The sequence below is a fragment of the Streptomyces sp. NPDC051636 genome (assembly GCF_044453765.1).
In the GTDB taxonomy this organism is placed as follows: domain Bacteria; phylum Actinomycetota; class Actinomycetes; order Streptomycetales; family Streptomycetaceae; genus Streptomyces.
The window spans coordinates 308,273-320,245 of sequence record NZ_JBITDA010000002.1; the positions used below are offsets into that span (position 1 = coordinate 308,273).

Annotated in this window: 7 protein-coding genes, 3 pseudogenes and 1 riboswitch; of the genes and pseudogenes, 6 read left to right on the plus strand and 4 right to left on the minus strand. The window is 73.9% G+C overall.

Annotation, left to right across the window (positions count from 1 at the left end; genetic code table 11):
- Positions 1-65 precede the first annotated feature (65 nt).
- Positions 66-686: a DedA family protein gene (locus tag ACIBBH_RS05075; RefSeq protein WP_399402041.1), complete on the plus strand. Its 621-nt coding sequence runs from the start codon at positions 66-68 to the stop codon at positions 684-686.
- A gap of 25 nt (positions 687-711) precedes the next feature.
- On the plus strand, positions 712-3,186 hold the full coding sequence (locus tag ACIBBH_RS05080; protein ID WP_399402043.1) for a Helicase associated domain protein: 2,475 nt from the start codon (positions 712-714) through the stop codon (positions 3,184-3,186).
- A 59-nt stretch (positions 3,187-3,245) separates the two neighbouring features.
- Here ACIBBH_RS05080 and ACIBBH_RS05085 read toward each other — a convergent pair whose 3' ends face one another.
- Together ACIBBH_RS05085 and ACIBBH_RS05090 are read right to left on the minus strand one after the other, a co-directional pair.
- Positions 3,246-3,704, minus strand: coding sequence for a flavodoxin family protein (locus ACIBBH_RS05085; protein WP_399402045.1), 459 nt, complete (start codon positions 3,702-3,704; stop codon positions 3,246-3,248).
- Positions 3,705-3,837: 133 nt separating this feature from the next.
- A pseudogene (locus ACIBBH_RS05090) lies at positions 3,838-4,264 on the minus strand (triacylglycerol lipase); the annotation flags it as partial.
- A gap of 222 nt (positions 4,265-4,486) precedes the next feature.
- On the opposite strand from ACIBBH_RS05090, the gene ACIBBH_RS05095 reads away from it, so the two are divergent.
- Positions 4,487-5,185 carry a lipoprotein gene (locus ACIBBH_RS05095; RefSeq protein ID WP_399402047.1) on the plus strand — a complete coding sequence of 233 codons (699 nt, stop codon included), beginning with the start codon at positions 4,487-4,489 and terminating at the stop codon, positions 5,183-5,185.
- Positions 5,186-5,222: 37 nt separating this feature from the next.
- On the opposite strand, the gene ACIBBH_RS05100 is transcribed toward ACIBBH_RS05095, so the two are convergent.
- Positions 5,223-7,214, minus strand: coding sequence for a DUF1996 domain-containing protein (locus ACIBBH_RS05100; protein WP_399402698.1), 1,992 nt, complete (start codon positions 7,212-7,214; stop codon positions 5,223-5,225).
- 805 nt (positions 7,215-8,019) lie between these two features.
- On the opposite strand from ACIBBH_RS05100, the pseudogene ACIBBH_RS05105 reads away from it, so the two are divergent.
- The 3 genes and pseudogenes from ACIBBH_RS05105 (at position 8,020) to ACIBBH_RS05115 (ending at position 10,859) form a co-directional block, all read left to right on the plus strand.
- Positions 8,020-8,353, plus strand: a pseudogene (locus ACIBBH_RS05105) (SpoIIE family protein phosphatase).
- Positions 8,332-8,520: a SpoIIE family protein phosphatase gene (locus tag ACIBBH_RS05110; RefSeq protein WP_399402049.1), complete on the plus strand. Its 189-nt coding sequence runs from the start codon at positions 8,332-8,334 to the stop codon at positions 8,518-8,520. The pseudogene ACIBBH_RS05105 and the gene ACIBBH_RS05110 overlap by 22 nt, the downstream one beginning before the upstream one ends.
- A 200-nt stretch (positions 8,521-8,720) precedes the next feature.
- A riboswitch (cyclic di-AMP (ydaO/yuaA leader) is annotated at positions 8,721-8,895 on the plus strand.
- Between the two features lie 8 nt (positions 8,896-8,903).
- On the plus strand, positions 8,904-10,859 hold the full coding sequence (locus ACIBBH_RS05115) for an NlpC/P60 family protein (protein WP_399402051.1): 1,956 nt from the start codon (positions 8,904-8,906) through the stop codon (positions 10,857-10,859).
- On the opposite strand, the pseudogene ACIBBH_RS05120 reads toward ACIBBH_RS05115, so the two are convergent.
- Positions 10,835-11,910: pseudogene (locus ACIBBH_RS05120) on the minus strand (NAD-dependent epimerase/dehydratase family protein). The gene ACIBBH_RS05115 and the pseudogene ACIBBH_RS05120 sit on opposite strands and share 25 nt — an antisense overlap.
- Positions 11,911-11,973 lie beyond the last annotated feature (63 nt).

An 11,973-nucleotide genomic window follows, 5' to 3' on the forward strand; every position in this document is an offset into this window, starting at 1 on the left:
CGTCGTACTGCCGTACCGGCACCGGTGCCCGGTGCGAGCTCCGGGGAGGTCCGTACGGTGGAGGCATGGCCCCTCCGCTTCCGGGTCCGCTGGCCCACCTGGCACCGCTGCTCGGCCACTACGGTTACTGGGCCGTCGGTGCCGTGGTGTTCGTGGAGGACTTCGGGGTCCCCGCTCCCGGCGAGACGATCCTGATCGCCGCGGGCGTGTACGCGGGGGCGGGCCGGCTGAACATCGTGGCCGTGGCGGTCATCGCGTTCGCCGCGGCCGTGCTCGGGGACAACGTGGGCTATCTGATCGGCCGGTCCGGCGGCCGGGCCTTCGTGCACCGGTGGGGCCGGTACGTGTTCCTCACGCCGAAGCGGTTCCGCGCGGCCGAGGAGTTCTTCACCCGGCACGGCGGCAAGATCGTCACCATTGCCCGGTTCGTCGAGGGGCTGCGGCAGGCCAACGGCATCATCGCGGGGACCACCGGCATGCCCTGGCGGCGCTTTCTGGCGTTCAACGCGCTCGGCGCGGCCCTGTGGGTCGGGCTGTGGGCGACCCTGGCCTACTTCGCGGGCGCCCACATCGGCGAGATCTACGACGAGATCACCCGCTACCAGCTCTACGCGTTCCTCGCCCTCGGCGTCCTGGCCGCCGCGTTCGTCGCCCGCCGCCTGCTGCGTCGCCGGCACCGGCAGTGACGCGGGCGGCGCTATCGTCGTCCCCGTGAGACTCCGTCCCCACCAGCGCGAGGCCGTGGACGCCGTGGTCCGCGCGCTCGAACCCCCGGCCGGCACGTCCCTGCCCCCGCGGGGACTGCGGACCCAGGTCGTCATGGCCACGGGCTCCGGCAAGACCCTCGTGGCGGTCCGCGGCGCCGAGGAGCTGCGCGCGGGCCGGGTGCTGGTGCTGGTGCCCTCCCTGGACCTGCTGGCCCAGACCGAGGCCGCCTGGCGCGCGGGCGGCCGTACGGGGCCGATGATCGGGGTGTCCTCGCTGCGCGGGGACCATGCCCCGTTCCCCAACACCACCGACGCGGACGAGCTGGTCGCCTGGGTGCGGCCCTTCGACCGGGTCACCGTCTTCGCCACGTACGCCTCGCTCGGCCTCGGCACGCTGGAGCGGGCGCACGCGGCGGGGCTGCCGGGCTGGGACCTGATCGTCGTGGACGAGGCGCACCGGACCTCGGGGCGGATCGGCAAGCCCTGGGCGGTCGTCCACGACAACGCCCGGATCCCGTCGCTGCGGCGGCTGTACATGACCGCCACCCCCCGGCTGTGGCAGCCCGACGAGGAGACGGGGCAGGGGGCGCCCGGCGAGCTCGTCGCCTCCATGGACGACGACCCGGACGGCCCGTTCGGCGCCCGCTGCCACACCCTCACCCTGTCCGAGGCCATCGACCGCGGGATCTGCGCGCCGTACCAGGTGGTGTGCGTCGACGTCACCGACACGCAGCTGCAGGCCGCGCAGCTGCTCGGCATCGAGGGCCGTACGGACGAGGTGCGCGGCGCGCGGCTCGCCGCGTTGCAGACGGCGCTGCTGAAGGCGGCGCGCGAGGAGGGGCTGCGGCGGACGCTGGTCTTCCATCACCTCGTCCGGGAGGCGGAGGCCTTCGCGGCCGGGCTCGGTCAGGCCGCGGCGCGCTTGCACGCCGCCCAGCCCCGGCGCTATCCGCGTAGGGTGTGGGCCGACTGGCTGTGCGGCGACCACCCGCCCCTGCACCGGCGCCGGGTCCTGGACGCCTTCGCCCGGCTGAAGGCCGCCGACGGGACCCGGGTGCGCAGGGCTTTTCTGAGTTCGGTGCGGGTCCTCGGGGAGGGTGTCGACACCCGGCACTGCGACTCGGTGTACTTCGCCGACGTACGCGGCTCCATGCCCGACCTCGTCCAGGCGGTGGGACGCGCCCTGCGCATCCGGCCCGGTGAGGGCAAGACGGCGTCGCTGGTGGTGCCGGTGCTGCTCGGGCCGGGCGAGACGCCGGACAGCATGCTCAGCAGCAGGGCGTACGCGGGGCTGGCCCGGCTGCTGGAGGCGCTGCGCGCCCACGACGCCCGCATCGTGGAGCGGCTCGCCGAACCGCAGGCGCCGAGCCGGGCGTCCAAGGGCCGCACCCTCGCCGAGGAGGAGGGCGAGGAGGCCGAGGACGGTCTCAGGGGTGTGAGCGCCCCGGCCAGGGCTCTGCTGAAGTTCTCCACTCCGCGCGACCCGGCGCAGCTGGCGGCGTTCGTCGAGCTGCGCGTGATCAACCCGGAGCACGCCCACTGGCGGCGCGGCGTCGAGGCCGCCACGCTCTACGCCCGCGCCCACGGCGACCTGCGGGTGCCGTTCACCTTCCGGGTGCCCGGGGGCGAACAGGCCGAGGCCGACGGGTGGCCGGACGCGCTCGCCGGATTCCCGCTCGGGCAGTGGATCGCCGACGCCCGCCGCTTCCACGCGCGGGGCAGCCTCGACGCCGAACGGGTCCGCCAGTTGGAGCGGCTGGGCATGGTCTGGTCGCACTTCGACGTGGCCTGGGAGGAGGGGCTCGCCGCGGCCCGCGCCTGGGCCGCCGAGCACGGTCACCTCCTCGCCCCGCACGACGCCGTCCACCAGGGCTTCAGGGTCGGCATCTGGCTGAAGAACCAGCGGGCCGCCGCCCGCAGGGCCGTCGAGGACCCGGCGGCGGAGGCGGCCCCCGGGGCGCTGTCCGAGGAACGCCGGGAGCAGTTGGAGGAGATCGACCCCTCCTGGTGTCCCGCCTGGCCGGTGGAGTGGCAACGCCGCTTCCACCTCACCCGGCTGCACCTGGCGGAGGGCGGCCGGCTGCCCGTCGCGCCGGGCGAGACCGTGCGCCAGGGCGAGGACCTCGGCCGGTGGGTCCGCGCGCAGCGCCTCGGCTGGGACGGGCTGACGGCCGGCCAGCGGTGGCTGTGCGAGCACGTGCTGGGCATCGAGCCCGCCGCCGAGGAGGAGCGGCCCAGGCCGCGTACGTCCCACGCCGACAAGTGGGCGGTCAACCTGGCCGCCGCGACCCAGTTCTACCGGCGTGAGGGCCACCTGGTCGTCCCGCGCAAGCACGTGGAGACCGTCACCGCGGACGACGGCGGCCAGGAGCGGCAGGTCAGGCTCGGCGCCTGGATCAGCAACCAGCGGTCCCGCGCCGCCACGCTGACTCCCGAACGGGTGGCGCAGCTGTCCGGCATCGGGATGCGGTGGACGTAGCCGGGCCGTTCGGCAGCGGGATGCGCCGGACTCGGCGGGGCGGTTCGGCCGCCGGGCCTTCAGGAGACGTCCATCAGCCCGGCCGCGACCGTCGCGCCCAGTTCCCAGCACGCCTCGACGTCGGCCTTGCCGGGCTCGCCGGTCACGGTGACCGGGGCCGCCGCCCGCCGCCAGCCGAGGCCCGTGGTGATCGTCTCGATCGCGCGCAGCGCGCCGGTGACGTCACTGCCGCCGTGCACGTAGCAGCCGAAGAGGCGGCCGCGGGTCTCGTCCAGGCAGGGGTAGTAGACCTGGTCGAAGAAGTGCTTGAGCGCGCCGGAGATGTAGCCGAGGTTCGCGGGGGTGCCGAGCAGGTATCCGTCGGCGGCGAGCACGTCGGACGCCGTGGCGGAGAGGGCCGCCCGGCGGACGACGCGGACCCCCTCGATCTCCGGGGCCGTGGCACCGGACACCACGGCCTCGAACAGGGCCTGGCAGTTGGGCGAGGGCGTGTGGTGGACGATCAGCAAGGTGGGCACACCCGCACCCTGCCGTGACGCGCCGTCCGGCCGCAAGGCCGATCATCCCTCAGGGCTGGTCCGGCAGGCTCGCGCAGGTGGCGGCGGCGGGCTCGCCGGAGAGGCGGCCGGTCAGCCAGGAGAGGGCGTCGCCCTGGCCGTTGAGCAGCAGCGGATGCCCCAGGCCGAGGGAGGCGGCGCTCCGGTCGCCCAGGCCCATCGTGCCGGGGGCGACGGCGACCAGCGGGCGCGCTCCCCCGCCGTGCCAGGCGGCGGCCGGTTCGACGGAGGCGCCGGTCACCGCGACCGGATCGCCGCCCGGGTCGGTCGACCTGTACATCAGGCGGGTCGCCCGGCCGGGCAGCGGCCGGGCAGGCCCAGGGCGAGCGGCAGCGGTTGGCTGCGGATCAGGGCGCCGTCGGCCGCGGGCAGCGCGGCGGGCGGGGTGTGAAAGGCGGGGATCGTGACGCCGCGGGACGCCAGGTGTCCGACGCGGTGGCCGTGGCGGCCGGCAGGGCCTGCGCGCCGAGGCAGACGGCGGCGGTGACGGCGAGGGCCGGCAGGCGGGTGCGCTCGGGCATGGCGGACCTCCTGGGTGGGGGCAGGGGTCCGTCGCCTCCGAAGCGGCTGGCAGGACCGTACGACAGCGGGTGTTACCGGCGGTAGTAGTCGGAATATTACGGTTCGGTGAGTGACTGACCGTCAGCGGAGATCCGGCACGGCGGTGGCTCGCCGCGATTGCACACGACCCTGTCAGCGCCCTCGGATACAGTGTCCGGCCTGGACAGAAGGGGGTTACGGCGGTGCGTGTCGAGGTGGGGGCCGTGCGCGGCAGAGTGGCGCAGGTACTGATGCTGGCGGCGGTGTTGGCGGGCTGTGCGGGCCCGTCGGACGAGGAGGACGTGAAGTCGTCCACGAGCGCGGGCGCGTCGGAGACGAGCCGGGGCTCGGGGGCGACGGGCGGGGCTGCCGCGAGCGGCGGCCGTATAGGCGCCGCCGGTTCGGCCTGCGAACTGCCCGTCACCTTCGACATCGCCAAGGGCTGGAAGGCGAAGGCGATCGACGCGGACGCCGCCGGCGGTTCGAGCGGCTCCGACGACGAACCGGCCGGCGACGTCGCCGACGCGCTGCTGCACCAGGGCCCGGTCACCGCCGCCTGCGAGGTCGACGCCAAGCCCGCCGGGAACATCGGCTTCCTGCGCGTGTGGAAGGGCGAACCGGGCGACGCGGACGCGCGTGCCGTCCTGCGTGCCTTCGTGGCGGCGGAGGACAACACCAGCAAGGAGACGTACCGCGCCTTCAGGACCGGCGGTGTCTCCGGCGTCGAGGTCGAGTACGTCTACACCAGCAAGCTCCTCGACGAGTCCAAGAAGGAGAGCGCCCTGGCCGTCACCACCGCGGACGGCCCGGTCGTGCTGCACCTCGGCGGGCTCGACACCCAGGAGCACGAGGAGATGCTCCCGGCGTACGAACTGGCCAAGCGGACCCTGCGCATCGCCTGAGACCGGCGCCCGGTGTACACCGGGCGCCGGTCCGGGGTCACCTCGACGAGCGGTCGGTGCGGCGCAGCACGACGAAGCCCGCGATCAGGAGCACCGCGCCGAGCGCGCCGGGCCACAGGTGCGCCCCCGTCTCGGCGAGACCGCCCTGGACCGCCTGCGGTTCGGTCTGGGGCTGGGTCTGGGGCTCGGACTGCGATGCCGTGGGCGCTGCCGTCTGCGGAGCCGTCTGTGCGGCGGCGCCGGACGATTCCGCCGCCGCGCTGGCCGGCGGTTCGGCGGGCGGGGTGGAGTGGTCGGCCTTGCTGGGCTTGTCTGCCTTGTCCGCCTTGTCTTCCTTGCCGCTGTGCGAACCGTGGCGGGTCGGTGTGGGCGTGGCGGTCCGGGGCGGCGACGTGGTCGTGTAGACCCTGGGTGCGGTGGTGGCGGGGGCCGGGGCGGAGGACGTACCGGGGTCGTTCGCCGGCTGGGTGCTCGGCGCCTCGGACGACGGCTGCTGCGTGGGCTGCTGCGACGGCTCCTGCGACGGCTGCTCACCCCCGCCGTTGCCGGGGTTCGTCTCGCCGCCGCCGGGCGAGGCGTCGGAACTCGGCGAGGGTGAACCGCCGGAGTCCCCGCGGGCGCCGCACGTACGGCCCGAGTTGATGCAGTCGACCATGTCCCGCATCAGGTCCTCGTCGAAGACGTTGACGAAGTCGCCGTGGTCCGTGACCGGCTTGTGCAGCTGCTCCGGGAAGGAGTCCACGGCGAACAGCGGATGCGTGCGGCCACCGTCCTGGAGGCTGGGCGCGGCGACGTCGTACACGATGCGCTGCACCAGCTGCGGAATCGCCTGGAAGCCGTCCGGGCACCTGCCCTCGGCGTCGGTGAACGCCACATGGGTGCGATGGTTGGCGCTGTCGATGTTCCGGCCGTCCCAGCAGCTCTGGAACGTGAAGGTGCGCACGACGTCGCTGCCGGACGGGCACAGCGGATACTTGTCCTTCAGCTGCCGGTCCTCGTAACCGGTGCAGCTCCACGAGGCGTTGGCGTTCGCGGGGCCGTTGACGAAGGCCTTGGCGTCACCGGTGATGATGCGCAGCAGGCGGGGCATGGCGGTGACCTTGCCGCGCGGGCTGCCCTCGAAGGTCAGCGTGACGTCCTTGGGCGTGACGATCTGGCCGGCGTTGCCCTCGGTGCCGCCGCCGGGGGCGTCGGCGTCCCGTTCCCTGGTGCCGTTCTGCAGGCGCAGCACCGGCCAGTAGTACGAGGACTTGTCGCCCTGGTCCACGCAGCTCGTGTCGCCGTTCGCCAGGTCCTCGTCGCTGGCGAAGGCGTTGTTGGCCTGGTTGCCGACGTAGTCGTGGAAGTGGTGGGCGCCGTTGGTGACGCCGGGCGCGACGATCACGTTGTCGGAGTTGAACAGGCCGCCCGCGTTGACCCCGCAGCTGGAGGTGAAGCTGCCGCGCGAGGCGTCGGCCTGCTGCGGCGGGGTCCGGACGTTGGGCTGGACGCGGGTGATGTCCGCGTAGTCGTCGGCCACGGGACCGTTGCCGCCCTGGCCGGCGTTGCCGTTGCCGCCCTGGTCCTGGTCGCCGTCGGCCTGGCCGCCGTCACCTCCCTCTTCACCCTGGTCTGCGGGCGGGCGCAGGGTGCACCCGGCCAGGTCCTCCATTCCCTGCGGGCGGTCGCCGACGCGGTCGATGGCGGCGGCGATGCGCTCGATGACCGCGGCCCGCTTCTCCTTCAGCGGGTCCATGATCGTGCCGTCGGCCGACCCGGGGTCCTGCCGCACGGCCTGCGCCGACGCCTGGAGTTGCTGGTAGGCGGCGGCTACCTGCTGGTCCAGCAGGGCGAGTTCGCGGTCGACGTCCTCCCTCGCCGCGTCCGGCACGGAGGTCAGGCGGCTGCCGACGTCCGGGCAGTCGACGGTGGCCGACCCCGAACCCCAGCCGCTCCCGTCCTGGCCCGCCTGCCGCACCTGGGCGTCCGTGCCGCCCTCGGTCGCCGAGGCGTAGACGTTCGCCGCGACCAGTCCACCTCCGCCCAGCATCAACGCGACCGCGGCGAAGGTCGCGCGTCGTGCGCCTGTCGGGCGTCTGCGCTTGTTGCGTCCCAAGGGAGTACTCCCGCACCTCATGGCCGGCCCGGCATGGCAAGCCCCCGTCCCATACGGAGTCGAAGGCCGGTGTGTTCAAGCACCCCGGAGATTCATCGTGAACTCACAGACACGCGGCCGGCGCCGCGGCGGTTCGGCCTGGCCGGAGCGTGGAAGAGCACACCGCTCGCCCGCAGTACCGGTACGGACCACAGGCGGACCCCTGCCGCCGCGCGCCCGTGCGCTCCGGCGCGCACGCCCCGCACGGATCAGTGGCTCCCGACTGCGATGAGCAGCGTCCTCGGCAGATCCCCCGCCCGCTCGGGCGCAGATTTCGGGGGAGACCGGGCCCGTATCGGCGGTCGGGTGAGGCGGCAGGCCATGGCGGACGCTGAGATCGACTACGCGGCGGTGTTCCAGACACTGCCGGGGATGGTCGCCGGGCCCGCGGCAGCGGGCACAGCGACCGGGCCCAGGTGCTGGAGGCCGAGCTGTACCGGCGCGCCCGGGAGCTGACAGGAGCTGAACGAGCGGCTGCGCCGGTCCCACGCCCGGGACCGGGAGGTGGCGCTCGCCCTCCAGGAGGCGATGCTCCCCGCCCGCCTGCAGGTGGGGCGCCACCGGGCCGCCGTGCGGTACCAGCCCGGTGAGCGCGCTGAACGTGTGCGGGGACTGGTACGACCTGGTCGACCGGGTCGGCGGCGACCGCATCGGCCTCTCGGTCGGTGACGTGGTCGGGCACTGCCTGCAGGCCGCGTGCGTGATGGGGCAGTTGCGCAGCGCTCAGCGCCGTCTGCCGCGTCGCCGACGGCCTCGCGCATGCGCTGAACGCCCTGGGGGAGTACGCCCACGTGGTCGACGGCGCGGAATCGGCGACCGCGGTGGCGACGTTCATCGACTTCGACCACCGCACCCCGGCCTACAGCAGCGCCGGCCACCCGCCGCCCGTACTGGTGCATGCCGACGGCCTCGTGGAGTTCCTCGACCGGGCCACCGATCCCCCGCTGGACGCCCGGCCCGACCCCGGCCACGTCCCGAGGCACGCCTCACGTTCACCGACGGGGCCACCCTCGTGCTGTACACCGACGGCCTGATCGAGCGGCGGCACGAGGACATCGACGTCGGGCCGGCCCGTCTCGCCGACGTTCTCGGCCGGCACCGGGCCGCGGATCCGGAGGACCTCGCCGACGCCGTCCTGCGGGAGTTGCTTCCGCGGGAGGCCGCGACCGACGACACGGCGCTGGTCATCATGCGGTGGTGAGATGCGGCGGCGAGGCGGGCGTTCGAAGTGCTGGTCCTGCGGGCGGTTTGGGGGCCTCCTCACCGGATGATCACGGGCGCCAAGATGAATATCACAATTACGTATCGGGCATTCCGCGCTTCAACCTTCACACCGGCCACACAAGTTGGCTAGGTTGGCGACCAGGCCGCACGGCTCCCCCCGGCGAACCCCGCCGGGCCGCGTGGCCTCCGTCGAGTCCGGTGCCCTTGCGGGGCACAGCCGGAGCCGGGGACCCAACCGACTTGGGGTGAATCGGCCCAACTGCCCGAGGGGGCAAGGGTCGTAGGGCATGCCTTCCACCATCGACCGCCCGAACCCGACAGCTAACCCGGTAGGCGGAGCACGGAAGGAGTACGTCCCCCATGGCGCGCGAAAGCCGCGACGAGGTTCGGCAGCGAATCGACACCCTCTACGACCAGGCCGAGAACGCCACCGGGAACTACAACGCCACCCGTGCGCTGTCAGGGGGCACGCGCGGCCGTGGGGTGCGTCTTCGCCGGTCGGACCGGGGCGCCGATCCCTCTCTGGACAGTGTCGCCCGGCAGTGGATGGACGGGGCACGCGCCAAGCTGGGTCCGTCAGTGCCCGCCGTACTCCCCGCCGACCGGACACCGCGGCGCCCGGCCGAGCGCCGCCCCAAGGTCCCGGAGGAGCTCTTGGGTCGCGGCCTGACCGCCGGTGCGCTGGAAGCGCCGGCCGGGCGCCCCCTGCCGGAGCTGACCGCCGGGACTTCCGGGCAGACGGGCGGGCGTGCCGTGCCGGAACTGACCGGCCGCGCCCTGCCCGAACTGACCGGCCGCCCAGTGGCGGAGCTGACCGCCGGGCCCGTCGCCGCGCTGCCCTCCGCGCCGGAGCCGCGGCGGGAGACGCCCCTGGCCCTGCCCGCGGCCGCGCCGCGGCGGTCCTCGCCCGCGGTGTCGAAGGGGCAGAACCAGCGGAAGCTCGCCGCTGCCCGTGAACTGCTGTCCCGCCAGACCATGCGGCAGGCCCCGCCCGCCGCCCTCGCCGCGATCGAGCCCCCGCGCCCGGCCCAGGACACATGGCGTGGCGACGCCGACCAGACCCTCCAGCCGGCGGAACAGGAGTGGCTGCGCCAGCAGTGGGCCGGCCTCAGCGCGGGCATGTCAGCGGCGGGAACCGCGGTCGCCGCGGGGGATGGCACGGGGGCGATGGCCGGGGCGGGCACGATCCCCAGCCCGGGCCCGAGTACGGGGACGGACGCGCTCACCGACACCGGCGCACTTTCCGCGCCCGGCGCGGCAGCTGGGGCGGGCGCCATGACCGGGGTGGTCGCGAGCCCCAGCGCGGATGCGATGACCGCGACCGGCGCGATCGCCGGAATGGGCACAATCCCCAGCCCGGGCAGGCCCATCGGCATGGACACACTCACCGGCACCGGCACACTCGCCGCCACCGGCGTGATGGCCGGGGCAGGCGCCATGACCGGGACGGGCACCACGACCACTACCGGCGCGATCGCCGGAATGGGCACAATCCCCAACGCGGGCACACCCATCGGCACGGACACACTCACCGGCACCGGCACACTCGCCGCCACCGGCGTGATGGCCGGGGCAGGCGCCATGACCGGGGCAGGCGCAATGCCCGGCGTCGGTATGGCGACCGGCGCGGGCATGCCCCCCGGTGCCGGGGCAGCCGTCGGTGTGGACCCGTTCCCGGGCGCGGCGGCTCCCTCGGGGGCGACCCCCGTGACCGGCACCGGAACCTTCGCCGCTGCCGCCCTCCTCGGCGACACCGGGTCCTTCGTCGGCGCCGGCCCCCTGAGCGACACCGGATCCTTCACCGGTACCGGCGCCTTGACCGACACCGGATCCCTCGCCCAGGCCGGCGCCCTCACCGGCACCCCGTCCTACGCCAGAGCCGGTATCGCCGGCTCCCCCGCCCCGGCCGACACCGGTTCCTTCGCCGTCCCCTCCCCCGCCACGGAGCCGGCGTACGGCGGAAAGGGCATGAAGGCGGTGGCCTTCGCCCGGGCGCAGATGGGCAAGCCGTGTGTCTGGGGGGCGACCGGGCCGGACTCCTACGACTGCTCCAGCCTGACCCAGGCCGCGTGGAAGGCCGCCGGGGTCACGCTGCCGCGTGCCGCGCGGGAGCAGGCGGGCGCGGGCACGCCGGTCGCGCTGAGCGAGGCCCAGGCCGGGGATCTGGTGTTCTTCTTCGACGACGACAACCACGTCGGTCTCTACGTCGGCAGCGGCATGATGGTCCACGCACCGGGCCAGGGCGCGTACATACGCGAGGAGTCGGTCTACGGCGCCGGAGAGACGGCCATTCACCGGGTGATACGGCCCGCGTGAGACCTCCGCCGGGCACGCCGGCTCTCGTAGTGGTCCAGCAGGGTCTCCTCGACCGGGCGGTAGGGGAGGCCCAGTTCGCGCACGCTCCGGCTGTTGTCCACGCGGAAGCGGATGCCGAGGTGCTTGCGGACGTAGTCCTGGGTGAGCCCGAAGGCGGGGCCCAGGACACGTATCGGCCAGTGCGGGAGCGCGGTGCGCGGGAGGCGGAGGTCACGCGGGTGGCGGGTGCGGATGATCCGGGACATCTCGTGGAAGGAGGTCATCGTCTCGGCCGCGACGATGTAGCGGCCCTTGGCCGTCGGGTTCTCCGCCGCCGCGATGTGCGCGTCGGCGAACGTCCCGGACGTCCGCCGTCGTGAAGCCGAAGTCCGGGGCGCCGTAGCAGAAGTAGCCCTTGAACAGCTCGTCGAGCAGGAACAGGCTGCCGGACTCGGACGCCGGGTGAGTGAGGGGCCCAGGGTCAGGCCTGGGTTGACGGACACCATGCGCCAGCGGTCCTGGGCCGGTCCGGCCTCCCGAGCGATGCGTTCCGCGACGGTCTTCGCGTAGTGGTAGGGGTTGTTCTCCACGGTGCTGGTGGTGTTGAAGTACTTCTCCGACAGCACCTGGCCCTCCATGGCGAGCACGTCGGCTTATCGCCGAAGATCGCGCCCACCGTGGAGGTGAAGACCAGGGTGTGTACGGACGGCGTGCGCTCCACCGCCGCCAGCACGTTGCGGGTGCCGAGCACGGCAGGGTCGACCACGTCCCGGCGGCCGTCCTTGATCTTCTCCGGCATGAGGAACGGCGAGGCCACGTGGAAGACGACCGAGCAGCCGCGCGCCGCCTCGTCGAAGGAGCCCTCCCGCAGCAAGTCGGCCTCGAACAGGGTCAGTTGCCCCGGGAAGGCCTCCTGCATCTCCCGCAGGGGCCGCACCTTCGCCAGGTACGCGATCCGGCGCACGGTGGTGTGCACCCGGTAGCCGCGCTCCAGCAGCCGCCGCACCAGATGGCTGCCGACGAACCCGCTGCCGCCGGTCGCCAGGACGGCCGTCGCCCCGTGCTCCCCCATCCGCCACCCACCCATAAGTTCGGCTTATGAGCTCATAGAACGGACCCGCGTACTAAGTTAGGA

Excerpts from the sequence above, each read along its gene's own strand:
- ACIBBH_RS05100 (WP_399402698.1), bottom strand. The coding sequence starts at position 7,214 with ATGCTGGGCGGAGGTGGACTGGTCGCGGCGAACGTCTACGCCTCGGCG.
- ACIBBH_RS05075 (WP_399402041.1), top strand. The coding sequence starts at position 66 with ATGGCCCCTCCGCTTCCGGGTCCGCTGGCCCACCTGGCACCGCTGCTC.
- ACIBBH_RS05115 (WP_399402051.1), top strand. The coding sequence starts at position 8,904 with ATGGCGCGCGAAAGCCGCGACGAGGTTCGGCAGCGAATCGACACCCTC.